The following is a 20656-nucleotide window of genomic DNA, read 5'->3' as shown; positions in this document are numbered from 1 at the left end:
AACTCAGCTGGCGGTGCAAGGGGCCGGAGCATAGCGCAAGGGCACACGGCGCACGCGACACAACAGCTCATAGCCGATGGTGCCTGCGGCGCGTGCGACCTCATCGACCCAGACTTGCCGCCCCCACAGTTCGACCGCGGCGCCCACCCCTACCGATTCGGGGAGATCGGTGAGATCCACGGTGACGAGATCCATCGAGACTCGCCCAATGAGCCGCGTGCGGTAGCCCGCCACGGCAACGGGCGTTCCGGTCGGTGCGGTACGCGGATACCCATCGCCATATCCGATTGCGACCACACCGACGCGCGTCGCGCGCTCGGCAACGAAGGCCGCGCCGTACCCAACCGCTTCCCCCGCGGCGATCCAACGGGTTGCGATGATCTCTGAGCGCAGTGTCATCACCGGCGTCAATGCGGCGGGCAACGGTTCCGTGGCCAAGGGGTTCGCGCCGTAAAGCGCGATCCCGGGGCGCGCCCAGTCGCCATGCGCGGCTGGCCACGCAAGGAGCGCAGCCGAATTGGCGATGCTGCGTGGTACTTGGGCGTAGCGTTCGGGAAGTGCCTCCAATGCTTGGGCGAACCGTTCGAGCTGCGCGGCGGTGTGGGGGTGTTTGGGTTGGTCGGCGCACGCGAGATGGGTCATCCAGACGAGATGTCGGGGTTCGACTGCAAGGCGCTCCAGGCGGGCGATCACGCCAGAGAGCGCTTCCGGAGCAAAACCCAAGCGGTGCATGCCGCTATCGACCTTGACCCAGATACGCTCGGGGTGTGGCGCGCCGCGTCGGGCGTGGGCTTCGAGCCAGGCGAGTTGCGGTTCGCAGTGGACTACCGTCCAGAGCCGGTGCGCGCAACACGCGGCGTACTCGTCGGCTGCCAGACACCCTTCCAAGACGAGGATCGGCGCAGTGATGCCGTTTTCCCGCAGCGTCAGCGCCTCTTCAAGGAACGCAACCGCAAAGCCGTCGACGAAAGGCGCGAGCGCTGTCGCACAACGCACCGCGCCATGACCGTAGGCGTTGGCCTTGATTACCGCCAACGTGCGCCCTGGTTTGCCACGCGCCTGCAGCCAGCGAGTGTTGGCCACGAGCGCATCGAGGTCGATCGTTGCTACCGCAGGGCGCACGGTTCGATCCGTCGCGTCAGTACGGGACGTGGTGGGTTGCGGCCGCGGCGTGATGGGTGCGGTGGCGCGGCACTTCATCCGGTGGCGTGGGCGCTTTCGGCCCGAAGAGGCTTCCTACGACCATCGCTACCGCTGCGGCAAGCATTCCGATCACTTGCGGCTCGATCGCCATCTCGGGGAGATAAAATTCGCCGAAGAGCCAGACGCCCAGCCCCGTGACCACCGCCATCGTTGCGCCGAAGTTGGTTGCGCGCCGCCAGAAGATCCCGAACGCCAAGGGCACGAACGCGCCCGCCAACGTGACGCGATAGGCATTCTCCACCATTTTGTGGATCGAGTCGTTGGTGGAAAGCGCGTACGCGGTGACGAGCGCTGCAAACGCGACGACCGTCCAGCGGGTGGTGCGCAGCAGTTTTTGGTCGCTCATCCCGGGCCAGACGCTTTTGACGACGTTTTCGGTGAAGGTCACCGACGGCGCCAGCAGGGTGCCGCTTGCGGTACTCATGATCACCGAAAGAAGCGCGCCGAAGAAGACGATCTGCAACCACAGCGGCATCTCCACGGTCACGAGCGTCGGCAGAATCAACTGCGGGTCTTCTTGAAGCAATTTCGCCGTAGTCTCCGGGTCGATCACCGTTGCGCTGTAGGCGATGAAAAGGGGCACCGCGGCAAAGAGGAAATAGGCAACGCCTCCGAGTGTCGTTCCCCAAACCGCGACGAATTCATTCTTCGAACTGTTTACCCGTTGAAAGACGTCCTGCTGCGGGATCGAACCGAGCGCCATCGTGACGAGCGCCGCAAACCAAGTGACTACCGCTTGCGGATCGGCAAGGGAGGGGAACCCTTCGAGCTTGCCTGCCGCTTTGGCGTGGTCGAGCACTGCGGCGACGCCGCCAGCCTTTTCCCCAGCAAAATAGGCGACGAGCAGCAACCCGACGACGATTAGAATCATCTGGATGAAGGTAGTCCACGCCACCGACCACATGCCACCGAAGACCGTATAGACGAGCACCACTGCGCCGCCGATGAGTATGCCCGCATTTTGCGAAATCGCGCCGTCGGAAAGCACGTTGAAAACGACCCCCAGTGCGGCGAATTGTGCGCCGACCCATCCCAAATAGGAGATCACGATGCAAAAGGAGAGGACGATCTCGATGGTGGGGCTGAAGCGGCGACGAAAAAAGTCGCCCAACGTCAGGAGGTTCATGCGGTAGAGCGGCCGCGCAAAGATCAGACCGAAGAGCACGAGACAGAGCGATGCACCCAACGGGTCAGAGGCAAGTCCCACCAACCCTTCCTTCAAAAAGGTCGCGCTGATACCCAGCACCGTTTCCGAACCGAACCAAGTGGCGAAAACCATCGCCAGCACGACGATGAAGGGGAGATTGCGCCCCGCGACGATGTAGTCGCGGGCGTTATGCACCTTGGTTGCGGCCCAGAGACCGATCGCAACCGAAACCAAAAGGTAGAGAATGACGAACGCTAGGAGCATCTCGGCCTCCTCAGAACGCGTACAAGGTGAACACGGAAAAACCCGCTGCCCGCAATCGAGCGCTGCCGCCCAACGCCGGCAGGTCGATGATCGCCGCGGTCTCGACCACGGTCGCGCCCAGACGGGTGCGCAGATGGGCAGCGGCGAGCATCGTACCGCCGGTTGCGATCAGGTCGTCGATCGGCAAAGCGCGCGCGCCCGGCTCGATCGCATCGGTATGGATTTCGACTTCGGCTTCGCCATATTCCGGGTTTGGGCCAATCGGGAATCGTCCGGATGCGCGCAACGAGCGGCGCTGGATCGGGTAATGGGGGCGGCAGCGCACTCATGGGCGGGTCTCCTTACCACAGCGCGAATTTGACGAGGAAAAGCGCTGCGATCACCGCAACCGCGATCGGCAGCTCTTGGATGCGGCCGCTCAAAATCTTGAGCGTCGCGTAGGTGATGAAGCCGAACGCGATCCCGTGCGCGATGGAGAAGGTGAAGGGCATCGTGATCGCGGTGACCGCCGCAGGGGCGGCTTCGGTGAGATCGTGCCAATCGACTTCGGCAAGACCACGCGCCATCAAGATCGCCACGTAGAGGAGCGCTGGCGCCGTCGCGTACGCCGGAACCATCGCCGCAAGCGGCGAGAAAAAGAGCGCCAAGAGAAACAGCACCGCGACCACCACGGCGGTGAGCCCCGTTCGCCCTCCCACCGCGGTGCCCGCAGCCGATTCGATGTACGCGGTGGTCGACGAAGTACCGAGCGTTGCCCCGACCACGATCGCGGACGAATCGGCAAGGAGCGCTCGCCCCATCCGGGGGAGCTTCCCTTCGGCGTCGAGGAGTCCCGCGCGGTGTGCCACCCCGATGAGCGTTCCCGAAGCGTCGAAGAGCTCGACCAAGAAGAATGTCATCACGACGGAAACCAGGCCGACATGCAGGGCTGCGGCAATATCCATCGCCAGGAACGTTGGCGTGAGCGACGGCGGCGCGGCGATCACGCCCTGGAACGGGGTCAACCCCAGTCCAACGGAAAGGAAGGTGATCGCCAGGATCCCGATCAAGATCGCCCCTTTGACGCGGCGCGCCTCCAGCGCCAAAATGAGCACGAAACCAAGGCAAGCCAACAACACCGGGGTTTGATGCAGGTCGCCCAAGGTGACGAGGGTTGCGGGATGGTCGACGACGACCCCAGCGTTCTTCAACCCGATGATCGCAAGGAAAAGGCCGATACCTGCGGAAATCGCGTATTTGAGGCTTTTGGGAATCGCGTTGATCACCCATTCACGGATCCGAAAGAGCGAAACCAGAATGAAGAGGACCCCCGAGAGGAACACGGCACCCAACGCTTGCTGCCACGTGAAACCGAGCGTTCCTACCACCACGAACGCAAAATAGGCGTTGAGCCCCATCCCTGGGGCGAGCGCAATCGGCAGGTTGGCCCACCATCCCATGATGAAGGAGCCGATCGCGGCGGCGAGACAGGTGGCGACGAAAACGGCGCTTTTTGGCATTCCGGTGGTCGAAAGGATTTCCGGGTTGACGAAGAGGATATACGCCATCGTCAAAAACGTGGTCACACCCGCAAGGAGTTCGGTGCGCAGCGTCGTTTGGTGCGCGGCGAGCGCGAACTGCCGTTCCAGGAAAGTCGGCATGGTCGTTTGCTCACGCAAGGAGTTGATCGCGGAGTGAATTGTACCGATTCTTGGGCGCGACTTGTCATCAGGGGTTTCCCGGGCTATGATATTCGCGAAGGAGTGCGTCATGGCGATCTCGGCAGTTTCCGCTATCGCTTCGCTGCCACCCGGCGTCGGTTCGGTGCAATACGGTGCTGCCGATGCGCCAAGGGCGCGCACGCCGGTGCGGCAAGAGGACGAAACGGCGCAAAAGGTGGCCCGGTTGCGCGAAATCGACCGCAAAGTGCGCGCGCACGAAGCGGCGCATGTTGCTGCGGGCGGTGGACTGGTGACGCGGGGGGCGCAGTTCACTACGGTGCGCGGTCCCGATGGCCAGCAATATGCCGTTGCTGGCGACGTGCGCATCGACGTTTCGCCAGGCAAGACGCCGGAAGAGACCCTTCAGAAAGCGGAGCGGATTCGTGCTGCGGCGCTGGCGCCACCCGATCCCTCTCCGCAGGACCGCATGGTGGCCGCGAAGGCCGCGCAAATGGCCGCAGCGGCGCGGATCGAATTGGCCAAAGCGCAGCAGCAAGAGGCAAAGCGCGCGCAAGATGCCACCGAGCCTTCGGACCCGACCCGTTTTCAAGCGCAACGCGCGCTCGCCCGCTACCGCGTCAATGGCGCCTGAATGCGCACAAACGCCCAAAAGCCCACCGCTGCAATCCCCGCGTACGCCAAAAACGCCCAATTTGCAAGCGTAAGCCCAAAAAGCACCAAACCGGGGTCGCTGCAAAAACCGGTGGGGAGAAAAAGCGTCTCCGAAAGCGACGCAAGCCACTCCACGAATCGTTCCAGGGGCGACAATTCCGCGCCTCCACACGTGAACGATTCGGGTCGCCACTGTAAGAGCGATTGATACCCTGCAACGCCCAGGCCAAAGAGGGCGGTGAGAATGGTGCCGACCGCGGTGAAGCGATAGAGCAAGCGGGGCCGTGCGCTGCTCAACGCCGCGGTGCTTGCGAAAACGGCGAGTACCAGGAACAGAAACCGTTGCAGGATACACAAATGGCACGGCGCCAAACGCAAAAGATGGGTGAGCACGAGGCTGGCAAGGGCCAGGGCGCACGCGAGCGCAGCGATCCCCCACCACAGTGGGGCAGGGTTGCAGCAAAGCAGGGTGCCGAAAAATGAGCGCCATCGCGCCATGAGTTTCTGTCCGCTGTACTCGGAGTTTCGGGATAATAGCGCGTTTTGACGCAGACAAGGATGCGCGGATGCGCAGAGGCAAGACGACGACGCAAACGGTTCGATGGCCACGCCGCTTGGTGGCGCTGATCGCCGCAGGCCTATTGGCGCTTGCCGCTTGGTTTGTGCCCAGCGCGCCGCTACCCAACGACGACCCCTACGGTTGGCCGCGCGGTGGGAGCCGGTTCGCTACGACCCTGGTGAACCCCGGTTTCGTCGTACGCTACAGCGAATGGCACGGCGCGCCCGAGTGGGTGGCGTACCGTGCCGATCCCCCGCCCCGCTATCGTTTGGCGCCGCGTCCCGATCGGTTTGTTCCTGATGCGCGCACCTGGCGCTGCCGACTCCATCTGGGGTGCGTGACGCACGAAAGTTATAGCCGCTCCGGGTTCGATCGCGGCCACATGGCGCCCAACTTCATGATCGGGACCCGTTACGGGCGTGACGCCCAGCATGCGACCTTTCTCATGAGCAACATCGCGCCGCAAAAACCGGAGCACAACCGCGGCAGTTGGGAGCGGCTCGAGCGGCTCGAAGCAAACCGCTTTGCGCCCGGTGCCAGCAAACTTTGGGTGATCGTCGGCCCGGTGTGGGGGAAGCACCCCTCGCGCTTTTCTTCGGAGTGGGTGGCGGTTCCAGAGGCCTTTTACCGCATCTTGATGCGCGAAGAAACGGACGGTTCGCGACATGCGATCGCGTTTCTCGTGCCGCAGGATGCTCCTGCTGACAGCGACTTACGCGACTTCATCGTCGCGATCGACAGAGTCGAGGCGCTCACCGGCTTGGATTTTTTCCCCGCGCTTCCCGAAAGTGAAGCGGCGCGGTTGGAGTCCGTCGAAGCCGACCCCGCACAGTGGGGGCTCGACGACGCTTGGGCCCGGCAACCCGCACGCTACGTGGAGCGTAACTAACGGCGCCGCGTGCCAGGGGATTGTGCTTGGGGGCGCGTTTATACACGGACGAAAGGGTTGTGGGCGCGCTCTTCGCCAAAAGTGCTCTGGGGGCCATGCCCCGGAATGAAAACGATGTCATCGCCAAGCGCAAAGAGCTTTTTCTGGATGCCGTCGATGAGCGCCTGGTGGTCGCTGCCCGGAAAGTCGGTGCGGCCGATCGAACCGGCAAAGAGTACATCCCCCACCAACGCTAGCCGATAGTCCGGTTGGAAGAAAACCACGTGGCCAGGGGTATGACCCGGGAGGTGGAGCACCTGAAACGGAATCGCTCCCACCATCACCTCTTGGTTTTCGTCGAGCCATTCGTCGGGTGTGAACGCCACCGTGGGGGGGAAGCCAAAATAGGTGGCTTGTTGCGGCAAGCCTTGCAGCCAGTAGTGGTCTGCTGAGTGGGGGCCCAGAATGGGAACACCGCCTAAGGCTTTGGCAAGCTGAGGCGCGCCTGCGGCATGGTCGATATGGCCGTGCGTCAGCCATATGGCGCGCAGCGTGATCGCATGCGATTGCGCGGCGTCCAAGATCTTGGGGATCTCTCCGCCCGGGTCGACCGCTACCCCTTCATGGGTTTCGCGATCCCACAGCAGCGTGCAATTCTGCGCAAACGGCGTGACGGGAATGACGATCGTCCCCAGACGGCTCTTTTCTTGGCTTTGGGCGAATCGACGACTCATCGCAACAAGCTCTTGACGTGGTTGTCGAGCGCGAGCACACTGTCTTGCGCCGCCAGAATCGTGCCCTGGGTGGGGTCGACCAGTTTGGCGTTGATATGGACTGCCCGTTTCCCAACCGCGTAGGTGCCGACCAAAACGGCTCGTGCCGCTTGTTCACGAGCGATCTGGCCGATTTCGCGGCTGAGGAGCAATTCGCCCGTATCCTGCTTGACGAAGAGGCTTGCGCGCAGTTTGACCTCCACCACGGGAAAGCCCAGTTGCACCAAACGGGTGCTCGCCTGTTCGGTGATCGCGCGGCCCAAGGTCGAAGAGTGCTCCAACTGGTCGACATCGACGAAGGTCGCGACCAGCACCGGGCCGCTTTTGACCCAGGCGGGCGCCTGTTGCGCGATTGCGTCGATCAGCCCATAGGTGGTGTCGAGCACGGCGCTCGGGTTTTCCTCAGGGGCGCGCAGCGGCTCAGGCTGCGTGGTGAGACAGCCGCTCAAAAGGGCAGCACCCATCAAAAGGAAAGCAGCGGTTCGATTGCGGCGGTTCTGGCTCATGGCTCAGCTCCCACGTACCGGCAATACCGTTGGGGCAGGGAGCGGCGCAGGCGGCGGGGTGTAGAGCGCCAGATCGCTGTCGGCGATATAGAAGACCTCAGAGGTGCGCGCCAGATAGACCCCCTCCCGAACGGCGGAGACATGGACCATCAGTTCGACTTCTGGTGTCGGCCCTTGCGCGAACTGACTCGTCTGCCAGCGCCACAGGTCTGCTGCGGCAAGGCCGATGAGCGCAGAAGCGCCGGGAGAGACGTGTTCCCATACGCCGATGTTTTTGTCGTCGCTCAACACCCAAAGACCCGCCCCCAAAACAGCGGCGCTGGTGAATCTGCCGTCGGCAGGGCGGTTGCGAAAGCGGTTTGCCTGCACCTCCAAGCGCAGCGTGATCTCGGCGGGCAGTTCGGTTCGTACTTTCCAGCCCTGGCGCACCAATTCGGTGGTGATCGCCGCAATCAGCGCGCGCTCAAACGGTGAAGGGCGATCCGGCGAAGCGAACGCAAGCGTCGGGCACGCAAGCGGCGCACTGCGGCACCCTTGCTCTTGTTGCAGCGCCTGGGTGATTTGCGCCGCGATCCCTTCGGCGATTACCTGCCAGTGGTGTGCCGATTGCAGTTTTTCTTGGGTGGTGGTCGGAAAATTGGTGGCGACGGGCACTTCGCTAAAGGGCGTCGTACAAGCAGCTACGCCAAAGGCGATCGCGCCAACGAGCAGCGCACGCGCGACGATTGGGCGGTTCATCGATTCGCTCTCCTCGTTTCTGTACTGCTATCGTACTGCGAAAGGGGGGCTTTCGGCAAGAGCAGGCCGCGAGTACCGGTCAGCGGCGGTAACGCATTGGCATCTCTTCCTCTGGAATGCGGTATTCGTGCGCGTCGGGTTCGGCGGTTTCGGGCGTTTCCTCCGTGAGCGCAAGCAGTTCGACCATTTGGCGTGCGAATTGCCGCGCGGCATTGTTGAGTGGGGTCGGCAGGTGTGCCGGGATCTGCTTCAGCAACAGCAATTTGGTCGCTGAAAGCGCCGGAACAGGCCGTAAGATCCGGTGGCGATAGGGGCCCATCATCTGCGCAACCAGTTTGTCTGCGGCCTGCTGCTGCCAACGGTTGCTGACGGGCCATTGCGACGGCACGGCGTACGCGCGGGGGTACTGTTCGAGGTCGCGGATCACCGTGCGGATATCCTCGGCCGATTCGCGAAAGGGCAGAAGCGCCAAGTCGGCGATACCATAGAGCCGTTTGTCGACCTCGGGGCGGTTGCCGCCGCCATCGAGCACGCCCACCCAGTCGTCGAGCGTGCGCAGCTTGGTGACGATGCGCTCGAGCGTTGCCGCGGAACGGGCGTCGGCGATGACGTAGCGGCGCCCTTCGGGGCTCAATGGCTCACGCGCCGTGTCGGTGAGGATACAGGCCGATTTGTATCCGAGCAACCCCAGACCGTGGCAGAGCAGATGAGAGAGGGTGGTTTTGCCGGTTCCCCCTTTGTTGCCGATGATCGCGATCAAAATGGCCATGGCCGCGGCTCCTCTTCATCCGTAGTCTACGCTTCCGAGTAGACTATCGGCAACTGCAGGCGGTTCTTGAGCGAAAAAGTGGGGGAAAAGCGGGGCAAATCAGAATGGGTACCAATAGAGAGTGCGTCGTCCGGCTGCGTCGAGTGGCTGAACCCGGCTGGGTTCCTGGTCGGGTAAGGGGAAGGAGTTGCTGATCAGCACCGCGCCAGGCGCGAGTTCGTTGCGCGCTTTACGCGCCACCCGTGCCATCGGCGCGGGCGAAAGGAACGCATAGACGAAATCGTACCCCCGCCACGATTCGGAAAAGATATCACCGCTCAGATAAACGAGATTGGATTGTCCCTGCGCTTGCCAGCGCGCCAACCAAAGCGGCAAGGGTGCGCTTTCGATGCCGACGAAGGTGCCGTTGGGAAAGCGGCGCGCAAGCGGCAGAAGGAGCGCACCGGTGCCGCTCCCCAGATCGAGAAAGCGAAAAGGGCGATCGGAGGGGAGCTGCTCTGCGATCGCCTCGACCGCTTGCGCGTTGGAGAGGTAGAGCGGAACGCGCGTCCGGATGGTGTTGCGAAAGATGAGCCACGACGCAACGAATGCCACGAGGTACCAGTACGGGGCGATCGCGAGCTGTTGCGCGGCGATGATCGCGGGCGTGAAGGCCAGATGGATCGGGATCCACCAGCGGTCGCTCGCAAGCCACCAGGCAAGGGCCGCAGCGCAAACGGCTTGGATGGTGATGATTCCAGCCGAGGAGAGGCCACTTTCGCCGAGCGTACCCAGCCGCGCTGAGACGTAGGCAAAGAGCCACCCCCCCAGTTGCGCGATGAGCGCTTTTGCAAGGGGGGGAAGTGCCAGGAGCGAAAAAGGCATGCGCAAGCGTGCGGTTTGCTTTCGTCAGCTACTGGGGTGGCGCCGCGCGTCAGCGCAGTGTCTTCGCGCCATTTTGGGTGGTGTCATTCATGCTGACTGGCCCGTTGGCGTTGAGCGCATAGAGATTCTGCGCTCGCTGAACCGCAAACGACATCTGGGTTGCTTCCGGGCGCGCACTCGATGCGGTGTTGGGCGGTGGCGGGGTGGGTGTGCCGCTACTTGCTTGCTGTGCGGACGTTGAGAGGGTGACCCGCACCCCAGTAGAGGGTTGACTCGGTTGGTTTACAGACGAGGGTTGACCCGCCGCCGGGTTGGAACGGACCGGTTGCGGCTGCGTGAGCCGCTGCACCTCGGCCGGTGACGCCGCCGAGGTGTTGAGCCGCTCACCCGTAGGGCCGATGATGCCGAAGCCAGCAATGGACATATTTCGCTCCTCACTCTCTGGTTGCTCTGTAGTATAGGAGTGAACGCCAAGAAAGGCAAGTTCGATGACTCAATAGGCAAGAACGAGCGCCAGCGCCATGGGGAGCACGACCAGCGCCGCGGCGTTGCCGACGAGCACCATCGAAGCGACGATTTCCGGCTCTTGGTGATAGCGTTCCGCGAACAGGTAATTGAGGACCGCGGGAGGGAGCGCGCCAAAGAGGAGGATTTGTGCGGCGTCCCGTGGCGAGAAGGGGTGCCCCAATGCGTCTGCTGCGAACAAGACGCCGATCGCCAGTGCCATTCCCGAAAGGGGACGCGCGATCGCGACGATCAAACCGTCGAGGAACGCCGTGATCTGCGCGGTGGCAAGGCGAACCCCCAACGCAAAGAGCATCAAGGGGATCGCGATCTGACCCACCATCTCGATCGCGGTGTTGAGCGGTGGCCAAAGCGTCACGCCGCTCATACCCACCGCAACGCCGGCGAACGAGGCGAGCACCACCGGAACCCGCCAAACCTGCCACCAGCGGAAGCGGTGGTCGAGCAGCCAAACGCCGTACGAGAAGTGGAGCAGGTTGCTGACCAAAAAGAGCGTGACGGCAGCGGGTACGGCCCTTTCTCCAAACGCGAGGAGTGCAAGCGGAATGCCCAGGTTGCCACAGTTGTTGAACATCATGGGTGGTACGACGGTCTTGGCGGGGCGCTGCATCGCTTTCGCCAGGAGCCAACCGGCGGCGCCCGAGCCGATCACCAGCACAAGGGCTGCAAGCGCCAACGGACCAAACTGCGACCAGTCGAGCGGTTTGCTTGCAAGCGCGTGAAAAACGAGCGCCGGAACGAAAACATCCATGTTGAGGCGGTTTGTTACGCCCATCTCCGGACGTTGTCGGACCCCTACCCAAATCCCCAGAGCGACGATCGCAAAAAGGGGAAAAAGAATGGCGACGATCCGCTGCGCAAGTTCCATCGCCGTCTGCTGTCACGAACGCAGTGGCAAAACCGTAGGGCGGGGCGTCACAGGACGTAACGCGCGAGATCTTCGCTCTGCGCGAGATCGCTCAGGCGTTGGTCGACGTCCGATGCATCGATCGTCACCTCACTGGGACATTCCGGGGTGCCCGCAAGGAACGCAATCTCTTCGAGAAGTTTTTCCATTACGGTATAGAGGCGACGAGCGCCGATGTTTTCGACGCGCTCGTTCACCAGCCAGGCGATTTCGGCCAAGCGGCGCACCGCCTCCTCGGTAATGGTGAGGATAACGCCTTCGGTGGCGAGCAGCGCCTGGTATTGGGTAATGAGGTTCGCCTCGGTTCGGGTCAGGATATGGACGAAGTCGTCGACGGTGAGCGGCTCGAGTTCGACGCGTATCGGGAACCGTCCTTGCAGTTCCGGGATGAGGTCGCTCGGTTTGCTGAGGTGAAACGCTCCCGAGGCGATGAAGAGGATGTGGTCGGTGCGCACCGTACCGTATTTGGTGGTGACGCTGGTCCCTTCGACGAGCGGCAGGAGGTCACGCTGCACCCCTTGGCGCGAGACGTCGGGGCCGCGTCCGCCGTCGGAGCCTGCCACTTTGTCGATCTCGTCGAGAAAGACGATGCCATTTTGTTCCGCGTTCGCGATCGCGCGGCGCTTGATCTCTTCTTCGTCGAGGAGTTTTGCGGCCTCCTCTTCGGTGAGCACCGCTTTGGCTTGGGCGATCGTCATTTTGCGCCGTTTTTTCTTGCCGCCGATCGCTTGGAAGAGTCCTTGGAGCTGTTCGGTGATCTCTTCCATGCCCGGTGGTCCCATCACGTGCGCTGCAAGTGCCGCTTCACGCACTTCGACCTCGATCTCCTTGTCGTCGAGCGCGCCCTGGAGGAGCTTTTCGCGAAATTTGGCGCGGGTGGCGCTCTCTTCCCGTGGAGGGGGGGCAGGGGTTTCGTCGGCTAGATTGGCAAAGAGGGCGGCCAGTCCGGTTGCTTCGGGTTCTTTGCGGGGGGGCGGAAGGAGAATATCGAGAATCCGCTCGATTGCCGCGGCCTGTGCTTTTTCACGGACCGCGGCGATTGCGCGCTCGCGCTCTTCTTTGACGGCGACTTCAACAAGATCGCGGATGATGGTATCGACGTCTTTGCCAACGTAACCGACTTCGGTGAATTTGGTCGCTTCTACCTTGATAAAAGGCGCTTGAACCAGCCGCGCAAGGCGTCGGGCGATCTCGGTTTTTCCGACACCGGTCGGGCCGATCATCAGGATGTTCTTCGGCGTGATCTCGTGGCGGAGGGGCTCCGGAACCCGGGCGCGCCGCCAGCGACTCCGCAGGGCAAGCGCCACCGCGCGTTTGGCGGCGTGTTGCCCGACGATGTATTTGTCCAGTTCGGCGACGATCGCACGACAGGTGGGGGTCTGGTCACTCATTCCAGCACCTCGATTACGTGGTTTTCGTTGGTGTAGATGCAGATCTCTCCTGCGACTTTGAGCGCTTCAGCGACGATCGCTCGGGCCGAAAGTTCGCTGTGGCGCAGAAGCGCCTTTGCTGCGGCAAGCGCGTAGGCGCCGCCCGAGCCGATCGCGACCACGTCGTCTTCGGGTTCGAGCACGTCGCCCGTGCCGGTGAGGATGAGGAGGTGTTCGCGATCTGCTACCGCAAGCATCGCCTCGAGCCGCCGAAGGACGCGGTCGGTGCGCCAATCCTTGGAAAGCGCCACCGCAGCGCGCAGGAGATGCCCTTGGTGTTTTTCGAGTTGCGCTTCGAAGCGCTCAAAGAGGGTGAAGGCATCGGCCGTGGCACCCGCAAAGCCGGCGAGCACTTTGCCGTGGTAGAGGGTGCGGACTTTGCGGGCGGTTCCTTTGACGACGATTGCGCCCAGTGTCACTTGTCCGTCGCCGCCCAGTGCGACTTGGCCGTTGCGGCGCACGCCGACGATCGTGGTGCCGTGAAGGATCGGGGTCATGAGAAAAGCGGATCTGGGTTCACTGAGAGGAAGCGTTATTGTCGGCGAATTGCAGGAATGGCGCAAGGCCAGCTAGTGGCACGACCAATTGGAACCAGAGCGGCGCATGGTGCAGTTGCAGCAGAACGGATTGTGCGGTGGGCTGAAGCGGCGAGGTGGCTTGGCGGCGGATGAAGTGGCCCAAGCGCACAAGGCTACGAAACGGCCACCTCTGGAGCCGCCGCGCCTCACAGGGGATCGGCAGCGTGCCGGTGGAAGCGGCGCTCTGGATTCGTTTGAGGATTGCGATGGCGTGGTGCTCCGTCATCTGTGCCGGTAAGACCAACAGGTTGTCAGCGGCGGCGTCTCGTTCCGGTGCCAGCTTCGTTGTTCCCGGCTCTTCGGCGCTTTGGTTGGCGTCGTGGTTGAAGCACCAGTCAGGTGGGGTGCTATCAAAGCGCAGCGCGTATTCGAGCGCGAGCGCTTCGGCTTCCTCTTCCCGCTTCGCAGCGCTGAGCCAGAGGAGCAGCAATTGGATCTCTTCAGCAGAAGACAAAAGGGTGTTCGGGGCGTGCAACACCAAGATGCCGTTCTCGAGGCCGCGCCAGCGCAGGTGCCCCCCGGCGCGCAGCTTTTCGGCGAGCGCCCGGGTTAGTTCCGCTGCGGCTTCCGGGGCGATGGCGCGCACGTCCGCAAGGTCGAAGTGAAGCGAGGGGTTGTTGGGCCAGTGGGTGACGAAATCGCGCGCGTTTTGTGCGGTCAGTTCTGACGGCCACCGGATCCAGCGTCGTCGCTCGCCGTGCGGCTGTGCCTTATCGCTCTGAGTAAGCGCGAAAGGGGCCAGTTTGCCGAAAATGGCGGCGTATTGTTCCGAAAGTTGCTCCAGCGCTTCGGCAGATCCGTCGAGCGTCAGCAGTTCATAGGCCAGTTGCCACAATGCGTGGTTCTCGGTTTTTGCGCTGATGCGGGGCTTGAGCAGCGCCCACGCACTGGCGGTATCGCCATTGGCGATGTCAAGGGCGATCGCTTCGGTTTCCGTGGCGGAAAGACGAACGATCGCTTCGACCCCTTCCGCAAGCGCGGTGAGGTAGGGGGGCGGTGCGCCGAGCGCCCCTCCGATCGTGGCAAACCCGTCCATGCGCACAATCCTAGCACGAGGAAAGGCACAAGCGCCAGTAGGCCAAAAAATGGAGCCTTTTTCGCTATAATTACGCACTCTTTGCCTTCCCCTTGCTGGTTACGATGACGCAGACAGCCGATCTTTCGCTTACCCACCTTATCTTACAGGCAAGCCTGCCGGTACAGCTGGTGATGGCGCTGCTGGTTGCCCTGTCCTTGTTTTCGTGGTACTGGATCTTTCTCAAAACGATGCAGATTCGGGCTGCGCGCCGTGCGACGCAGCGCTTTGAAACGCAATTTTGGAACGCAGCCCGCTTGGATCAGTTGGCGGAACGGGTGGAGGCGCGGCTCGATCACGCCGGGCCGATGGAGCTGGTTTTTCTGGCGGGGTATCGCGAATGGCTGCGACAAAGGGAGCGGGGCGGTGCGATCGACAGCATCCGACGGGCGATGCTGGTGGCGTATCAGCGCGAGTTGGACGCGCTCGAAGCGCATCTGGCGTTTTTGGCTTCAGTCGGGTCGGTGTCGCCGTATATTGGGCTATTTGGAACGGTCTGGGGCATTATGAACGCGTTTCGCGGGTTGGCGAATATGGCCTCCGCTACGCTTGCTCATGTGGCGCCAGGCATTGCCGAAGCCCTCATCGCGACCGCGATCGGCCTCTTTGCCGCGATTCCCGCGGTGATCGCCTATAACCGCTTTACCCACGATATCGAGCGGCTCTCGGTGAAAATCGAAACCTTCATCGACGAGATGACCAATTTGTTGCAGCGCCAGATCGGGCGTTGACGGAGAGGCAAGGGGACGAAGCGATGGCGCGTCGGCGGGCGTTGATGAGTCAGATGAACGTCGTGCCCTACATCGACGTGATGCTGGTGCTGCTCGTGATCTTCATGGTCACCGCGCCGATGATGCAACTTGGCGAGGTTCAGCTTCCAAGCGTCGCGCAACTTCCTGCGCCGAGCTCGGAAGCCGCAGTGGTGGTGATCCACGCCGACGGTTCGATCGGCTTGAAAAAGAGCGCGACGGCCCCAGAAGTGGCGATGGAGCCGCTCGCGCTGTTGCGCGCCTTGCGGGCGATGCAGGCCGAGCATCCCGAATTGGCGGTGGTGATTGCTGCAGATCGGCGGGTGACCTACGAAACCGTGATGGGGATGCTCGATCGCCTGCGCGGGGCGGGTTTTACGCGGGTGGGGCTACAGACAAGTACCGGCGATGGTCGGGACAAAGCGCCGCGGCCCGCGTCGTGACTGGCAAACGATGAACGCACCGCGCCGTTCTGAGGGGTTTCGTCGCGCGCTGGCGTGGACGCTGGCGCTGGCGGTCCATCTTTTTTTCGCGGCGCTTTTGCTGGTTTCGCTCGACTGGCAAAACGCGCCGCCTGCACCGGTGGTGGTTGATCTGGTGGCGCCGATCGCTGCGACCACGGAACGGGCACGAACCGCGACGCCTGGAGAGGGCGCTGCGGCGCGTGCTACCCCGAAGCCGGAACCCAAGCCAGAGCCGAAGCCTGAGCCAAAACCAGAACCGAAGCCTGAACCGAAGGCGGAACCCAAGCCTGAGCCGCAGCCGAAAGCTGAGCCCAAGCCGGAGCCGAAACCGGAACCCAAACCGAAGCCAGAACCCAAACCTCAGCCGAAACCCGAGCCGATCGACGATTTTCAGCAGCTGGTGCAGCGGCGTCTGACCGCGGAACAGAAGCCGCCGCAGCCAGAACCACCGCGTTCCGACCCGGTTCAGGAGCGTTTGATGGCGCTTGCGCAGGGTCGCAGTGGGGCGCCTTCAGGGATCAGTGAGGTGGCGCGGGCCAGCTACATCGACGCGATTCGCGCCAAGGTGCGCCAACACGTCGTGGTGCCGCCCGGCGTGGTCGGTAACCCGGAAGCGGTTTTCGACGTGGTGCAACTGCCCGATGGCACGGTCGTTGAGGTGCGTCTGGTGCGCTCGTCGGGGTTTGCGTCGCTCGATGCGGCGCTCGAGCGAGCGATTCGGGCCGCGAGCCCCTTGCCAACGCCGCCAGACCGGCGTCTTTTCGAGCGGGAATTGCGTTTGATTCTGCGGCCCCTGGCTCAGTGATATCATATTTAGTTCGCTATAATGTCCCCCTTCGATTCGAAGGATACCGGTGAGGTACCAATGGTCGGCATGACGCGCACTTTGACCTGTTGGGTGTTGCTTTGGTGGTTGGGGATTCAGGTTGCTGCGGCCCAGCTCGCGATCGAAATCACGGGGGCGAGCGGCCGGCAGATCGCGGTGGCCGTCCCCTATCTGGTGAATGAGGAGGCGCTGCCGCAATCTGTGACTGAGGTCGTCCGTGCCGACCTTGAGCGGAGCGCCCTTTTTCGCTTGATCGATGTCGGCTGGATGCGGGTACCGGAAGACCTGATTCCCGACTATGCGGCGCTCACGCAGCGGGGTGCCGAAGCGGTGCTTGCCGGTTCGGTGCACGCCATTGCCCCTGGCCTTTGGGAGGTGCGGGTGCGTCTGTTCGATACGGTGCGGCGTAGCGAATTGACAAGCCGCGCGATCCAATTCAATGCAGCGCAGGTGCGCGTGACGGCACATCGCATCGCCGATCTGGTCTATGAAGCGCTTGCCGGGGTGCCAGGGTATTTTGCGACCCGTCTGGCCTATGTCGTAAAAAGCGGCAACCGCTACGAGCTCAAGGTTGGGGAGTATGACGGCAGCCATGCGGCCACCGCGCTCGTCTCCCCTGAGCCGATCATCTCGCCGGCCTGGTCGCCCGATGGGCATCAGCTTGCGTACGTTTCGTTCGAAAACAAAAAGCCGGTGGTCTATATCCATGAGGTGGCAACTGGCAAGCGGCGGGTCGCGGCCAATTTCCGCGGATCGAATTCGGCGCCGGCCTGGTCGCCCGATGGGCGCAAATTGGCGGTGACGCTCACCCAGGATGGGATTTCGCAGATCTATGTGCTCGATCTTACGCTCAACCGGGCGTTTCGCGTTTCGCGTTCCGGTTCGATCGACACCGAACCGGTCTTTTCTCCGGATGGGCAATGGCTCTATTTCACCTCGGATCGCGGCGGGTCACCCCAGATCTACCGCATGCCGGCAACCGGGGGCGACGCGCAGCGCATCACCTTCGAAGGCAGCTACAATGTGAGCCCAGATGTCTCGTCTGATGGTCGAGCGCTCACCTATATCACCCGCATCGATGGGCGGTTTCGGGTCGTTCACCACGATTTGACCACCGGCTATCGTCAAATCCTGACCGATTCGGAGCGGGACGAATCGCCTGCGTTCGCGCCGACGGGTCATATGATCGTCTATGCCACCGAGGTCGGTGGCAGAGGGGTTCTGGCTGCGGTTTCGACCGATGGGCGGGTGCGTTTGCGTCTGAGCGCTTCCGGCGCCGACGTGCGCGAACCTGCCTGGGGGCGTTTGCCGCGATGAACAGAGTGTTCAACTTGTGCTACGAAAGGAGCTGATTGATGGGTCTTCGTCTGAAGCAGTGGATGGTGGTGATGGTCGCGCCAGCTGTTCTGGCAGCCTGTTCGTCGACACCAACCGAAGAGGGTAATGTTGGGGTGTCTGATCGAGACGTGTCGACGTCTGCGGTCGCAAGCGGTTCTCCGTCCGAGGCGCTCTTGGCCGAGATCAAGAATCCCGCCCATCCCGCCCATAAGCGGAGCATCTATTTCGATTTCGACCGCTACGAGATCAAGCCCGAGTACCAGTCGCTCGTGGTGGCGCACGCGCAACTGATGCAGAAATACCCGACGGTCAAGGTGCTGATTCAGGGCAACGCCGACGAACGGGGAAGCCGCGAATACAACCTGGCGCTGGGGCAGAAACGTGCCGAAGCGGTGAAGCAGGCGCTTGCGGCGCTCGGGGTTGCGGCTGAGCGCATCGAAGCGGTGAGCTTGGGCGAAGAGAAACCGGTCTGTACCGAACGGAACGAATCGTGCTATGCACAGAACCGGCGTGCCGATATCCTCTACGAAGGGGAGTTTTGAAGCAAAAGGGGTCAAGCGTATGAGCGCGAAACGGTGGGGAATGGTCATCGCCCTCTCGTTGGCGAACCTGTCGCCTGCGTGGGCGCTCTTTGGTGACGACGCCAAACGGCTCGAAGCCCTACAGGGGCAGGTGCAGGCGTTCGAGGAGCGGGTCAACCGTCTCGCGCTCGATGCAGCAAACCGCGAAAACGCTCGGCAGCAGGAGTTAGCCCGGCTGCAGGGAGCGATCGAAGAGCTGCGCTACCGCTTAGAACAGCTCGAGAAGCGGCAGAAAGATTTCTACCTCGATCTCGATCAGCGGCTGCGGGCAGTCAGTGCCGCTGGTTCTGCCTCTGCGGGTACGCCGCCGCTTTCTGCGGCGCCCGGCAGTGAAATGGGAGGGGCAGCCGGTGGCAGCACGGGTGCGCCCGCGGCTACTGCGGCCGCTGCATCTCCGGCTCCGGCATCCCCGACTTCCGCAGCTTCTGCGACTGCAAATGCGCCTCAGTCGGGGCGCGCCGAGGCGGCAGCGCTCTTTGGGCAAGCGTTGCGCGAGCTGCAAGCGCAGAAAACGGACGCGGCGCTCAAGGATTTCGAGACGTTCCTGGCTCGGTATCCGTCGGACCCGCAGGCGGTCGAAGCGCACTTCTGGGCCGGGACGGCTGCGTTGCAACACAAACAGTATGAAAAGGCGCGGCAACACTTTGCGCGGGTGGTCTTCGACCATCCGGGGCACGAGCTCGTTCCCGACGCGATGCTGGGATTGGCCAATGCCTTGCAAGGGCTGGGCGATCGCAAAGAGGCCACCGATATGTTGCGTCGGTTGACGGAGCGCTATCCGAACACGCCAGCGGGTAAGATCGCGCGCGAGCGGCTGGGGCGATGAGTGAAGCGGTCCTGCGCGTCAGCGAAATTTTTACGTCGATTCAAGGGGAGTCGTCGCGTGTCGGATTGCCGACGACCTTCGTTCGGCTGACCGGTTGTCCGCTGCGCTGCCGCTGGTGCGATACCCCTTATGCGTTTCAAGGCGGCACGCGGCAGACGGTAGCCGAGGTGGTCGCCGAAGTGGCGGCGCGCGGCGTGCGTACCGTCTGTGTCACCGGTGGTGAACCGTTGGCGCAACCGGCAGTGCATCGGCTGCTGCGTGCGCTTGCCGACGCGGGGTTCGACGTTTCGTTGGAAACGAGCGGGGCGTTGTCGATTGCTGACGTCGACCCGCGCGTTGCGGTGGTGATGGACCTCAAAGCCCCCGGCTCCGGAGAGCAGGAGAAGAACCTTTGGCAAAACCTCGGTGCGCTCAAACCCACCGATGAGATCAAGATCGTGATCGCCGATCGCGCCGATTACGAATGGGCGAAAACGGTACTCACCGAACATCGGCTCAGGGAACGGTGTGCCGTGCTCCTGTCGCCCGTTGCCAACAGCCTTCCTCCCCACCTGTTGGCCGAGTGGATCGTTGCCGACCGGCTCCCCGTACGGTTTCAGCTGCAATTGCACAAAGTTCTGTGGGGTGAGGAGCGTGGGCGATGACCGCGTACGCGAAACCCAAAGCGGTGGTGCTCCTATCCGGGGGGTTGGACTCGACGACGGTGCTCGCCGAAGCCGCAGCGCGTGGTTTTGAGCTCTACGCCCTCACGGTGGCCTATGGGCAACGGCACGCTGCCGAAATCGCCGCAGCGAAACGGGTCGCGCGTGCGTTTGCGGTTGCCGAACATCGTATCGCGCAGGCCTCACTCGATGCGTTTGGCGGCTCGGCGCTCACCGATCCGGCACTGCCGGTACCCGAAGGGGCGCTGCGATCCGCAGGCGAAACGGCACGCTCGACGATCCCCATCACCTATGTCCCGGCACGCAACACCGTGCTGTTGGCGCTTGCGCTCGCGTGGGCGGAAGTGGTGGGCGCAACCGATCTCTTCATCGGCGCGAACGCGGTCGATTATTCAGGATACCCCGATTGCCGCCCACCATTCCTCGCGGCGTTCGAGCACTTGGCCAACGTTGCGACGAAAGCGGGGGTCGAGGGGGCGCGTTATCGGGTGCATGCGCCGTTGCTCTATCTCTCCAAGGCCGAGATCATCCGTCGCGGCGTGGCGCTTGGGGTCGACTACGGGCTCACTGTGAGCTGTTATCAGGCCGACGCCGAGGGGCGCGCGTGCGGCCGCTGCGATTCCTGCCGTTTGCGTGCCGCCGGCTTTGCTGCGGCTGGTTTGCCCGATCCCACTCGCTATCAGACGGGGTGA

At 62.9% G+C, this 20656-nt stretch carries 24 protein-coding genes and 1 pseudogene; 10 read left to right on the top strand and 15 right to left on the bottom strand.

The window, feature by feature from the left end; translation table 11 throughout:
• Window positions 1–3: 3 nt before the first annotated feature.
• From alr to KUL93_RS01120, 4 genes and pseudogenes are all read right to left on the bottom strand, one after another.
• Window positions 4–1122, bottom strand: a complete 1119-nt coding sequence (alr, locus tag KUL93_RS01135; RefSeq protein ID WP_217125294.1) for an alanine racemase — start codon at window positions 1120–1122, stop codon at window positions 4–6.
• A 16-nt stretch (window positions 1123–1138) separates the two neighbouring features.
• The gene (locus KUL93_RS01130; protein ID WP_217125293.1) at window positions 1139–2614 is read right to left on the bottom strand and encodes a high affinity choline transporter 1; all 1476 of its coding nucleotides are present in this window, start codon (window positions 2612–2614) and stop codon (window positions 1139–1141) included.
• 10 nt (window positions 2615–2624) lie between these two features.
• Window positions 2625–2861, bottom strand: a pseudogene (locus KUL93_RS11565) (type I phosphoribosyltransferase); the annotation flags it as partial.
• A gap of 94 nt (window positions 2862–2955) precedes the next feature.
• Window positions 2956–4254: an NCS2 family permease gene (locus tag KUL93_RS01120; protein WP_217125291.1), complete on the bottom strand. Its 1299-nt coding sequence runs from the start codon at window positions 4252–4254 to the stop codon at window positions 2956–2958.
• Window positions 4255–4363: 109 nt separating this feature from the next.
• On the opposite strand from KUL93_RS01120, the gene KUL93_RS01115 reads away from it, so the two are divergent.
• Entirely contained in the window at window positions 4364–4906 is a 543-nt protein-coding gene (locus KUL93_RS01115) for a putative metalloprotease CJM1_0395 family protein (RefSeq protein ID WP_217125290.1), read from the top strand.
• On the opposite strand, the gene KUL93_RS01110 is transcribed toward KUL93_RS01115, so the two are convergent.
• On the bottom strand, window positions 4885–5424 hold the full coding sequence (locus KUL93_RS01110; protein WP_217125289.1) for a disulfide bond formation protein B: 540 nt from the start codon (window positions 5422–5424) through the stop codon (window positions 4885–4887). The genes KUL93_RS01115 and KUL93_RS01110 overlap by 22 nt on opposite strands.
• Before the next feature lie 68 nt (window positions 5425–5492).
• On the opposite strand from KUL93_RS01110, the gene KUL93_RS01105 reads away from it, so the two are divergent.
• A complete protein-coding gene (locus KUL93_RS01105) occupies window positions 5493–6374 on the top strand; it encodes a DNA/RNA non-specific endonuclease (RefSeq protein WP_217125288.1) in 882 nt (293 codons plus the stop codon).
• Window positions 6375–6412: 38 nt separating this feature from the next.
• Here the strand turns inward: KUL93_RS01105 and KUL93_RS01100 are convergent, their stop codons facing one another.
• From KUL93_RS01100 to KUL93_RS01055, 10 genes are all read right to left on the bottom strand, one after another.
• Window positions 6413–7087, bottom strand: a complete 675-nt coding sequence (locus KUL93_RS01100; RefSeq protein ID WP_249419167.1) for an MBL fold metallo-hydrolase — start codon at window positions 7085–7087, stop codon at window positions 6413–6415.
• Window positions 7084–7632, bottom strand: a complete 549-nt coding sequence (locus KUL93_RS01095) for a FlgO family outer membrane protein (protein ID WP_217125287.1) — start codon at window positions 7630–7632, stop codon at window positions 7084–7086. The genes KUL93_RS01100 and KUL93_RS01095 overlap by 4 nt, the downstream gene beginning before the upstream one ends.
• A gap of 3 nt (window positions 7633–7635) precedes the next feature.
• Complete coding sequence (locus KUL93_RS01090) at window positions 7636–8370, bottom strand: hypothetical protein (protein WP_217125286.1); 735 nt, start codon at window positions 8368–8370, stop codon at window positions 7636–7638.
• 79 nt (window positions 8371–8449) lie between these two features.
• Entirely contained in the window at window positions 8450–9139 is a 690-nt protein-coding gene (locus tag KUL93_RS01085) for a nucleotide-binding protein (RefSeq protein ID WP_217125285.1), read from the bottom strand.
• 99 nt (window positions 9140–9238) lie between these two features.
• Window positions 9239–10003 carry a class I SAM-dependent methyltransferase gene (locus tag KUL93_RS01080; protein ID WP_217125284.1) on the bottom strand — a complete coding sequence of 255 codons (765 nt, stop codon included), beginning with the start codon at window positions 10001–10003 and terminating at the stop codon, window positions 9239–9241.
• A 49-nt stretch (window positions 10004–10052) separates the two neighbouring features.
• Window positions 10053–10427: a hypothetical protein gene (locus KUL93_RS01075; protein WP_217125283.1), complete on the bottom strand. Its 375-nt coding sequence runs from the start codon at window positions 10425–10427 to the stop codon at window positions 10053–10055.
• 69 nt (window positions 10428–10496) lie between these two features.
• Window positions 10497–11396 (bottom strand): AEC family transporter, encoded by a 900-nt coding sequence (locus KUL93_RS01070; protein WP_217125282.1) that lies wholly within the window; start codon window positions 11394–11396, stop codon window positions 10497–10499.
• 47 nt (window positions 11397–11443) lie between these two features.
• Window positions 11444–12826 (bottom strand): ATP-dependent protease ATPase subunit HslU, encoded by a 1383-nt coding sequence (gene hslU / locus KUL93_RS01065; RefSeq protein WP_217125281.1) that lies wholly within the window; start codon window positions 12824–12826, stop codon window positions 11444–11446.
• On the bottom strand, window positions 12823–13362 hold the full coding sequence (hslV, locus tag KUL93_RS01060; protein ID WP_217125280.1) for an ATP-dependent protease subunit HslV: 540 nt from the start codon (window positions 13360–13362) through the stop codon (window positions 12823–12825). Before hslV ends, hslU begins: the two co-directional genes overlap by 4 nt.
• Before the next feature lie 19 nt (window positions 13363–13381).
• Window positions 13382–14479, bottom strand: a complete 1098-nt coding sequence (locus KUL93_RS01055; RefSeq protein WP_217125279.1) for a hypothetical protein — start codon at window positions 14477–14479, stop codon at window positions 13382–13384.
• Window positions 14480–14583: 104 nt separating this feature from the next.
• Here KUL93_RS01055 and tolQ point away from each other — a divergent pair, with 104 nt between their 5' ends.
• The 8 genes from tolQ to queC all read left to right on the top strand — a co-directional run bounded on the left by tolQ (window position 14584) and on the right by queC (window position 20656).
• Window positions 14584–15249 (top strand): protein TolQ, encoded by a 666-nt coding sequence (gene tolQ, locus KUL93_RS01050; protein ID WP_217125278.1) that lies wholly within the window; start codon window positions 14584–14586, stop codon window positions 15247–15249.
• A gap of 23 nt (window positions 15250–15272) precedes the next feature.
• Window positions 15273–15710: an ExbD/TolR family protein gene (locus KUL93_RS01045; protein ID WP_217125277.1), complete on the top strand. Its 438-nt coding sequence runs from the start codon at window positions 15273–15275 to the stop codon at window positions 15708–15710.
• Window positions 15676–16536: an energy transducer TonB gene (locus KUL93_RS01040; RefSeq protein WP_217125276.1), complete on the top strand. Its 861-nt coding sequence runs from the start codon at window positions 15676–15678 to the stop codon at window positions 16534–16536. The genes KUL93_RS01045 and KUL93_RS01040 overlap by 35 nt, the downstream gene beginning before the upstream one ends.
• Before the next feature lie 69 nt (window positions 16537–16605).
• Window positions 16606–17874 (top strand): Tol-Pal system beta propeller repeat protein TolB, encoded by a 1269-nt coding sequence (gene tolB, locus KUL93_RS01035; RefSeq protein ID WP_217125275.1) that lies wholly within the window; start codon window positions 16606–16608, stop codon window positions 17872–17874.
• Window positions 17875–17912: 38 nt separating this feature from the next.
• Window positions 17913–18437 (top strand): peptidoglycan-associated lipoprotein Pal, encoded by a 525-nt coding sequence (gene pal / locus KUL93_RS01030; protein ID WP_217125274.1) that lies wholly within the window; start codon window positions 17913–17915, stop codon window positions 18435–18437.
• 19 nt (window positions 18438–18456) lie between these two features.
• Window positions 18457–19302 (top strand): tol-pal system protein YbgF, encoded by an 846-nt coding sequence (gene ybgF, locus KUL93_RS01025; protein ID WP_217125273.1) that lies wholly within the window; start codon window positions 18457–18459, stop codon window positions 19300–19302.
• Entirely contained in the window at window positions 19299–19946 is a 648-nt protein-coding gene (queE, locus tag KUL93_RS01020) for a 7-carboxy-7-deazaguanine synthase QueE (protein WP_217125272.1), read from the top strand. Before ybgF ends, queE begins: the two co-directional genes overlap by 4 nt.
• The gene (queC, locus tag KUL93_RS01015; protein ID WP_217125271.1) at window positions 19943–20656 is read left to right on the top strand and encodes a 7-cyano-7-deazaguanine synthase QueC; all 714 of its coding nucleotides are present in this window, start codon (window positions 19943–19945) and stop codon (window positions 20654–20656) included. Before queE ends, queC begins: the two co-directional genes overlap by 4 nt.

The organism is Hydrogenophilus thiooxidans (assembly GCF_019049855.1).
In the GTDB taxonomy this organism is placed as follows: domain Bacteria; phylum Pseudomonadota; class Gammaproteobacteria; order Burkholderiales; family Rhodocyclaceae; genus Hydrogenophilus; species Hydrogenophilus thiooxidans.
The sequence above is the reverse complement of the archived record's forward strand: the minus strand, read 5'-3'. Positions and strand labels throughout refer to the sequence as shown.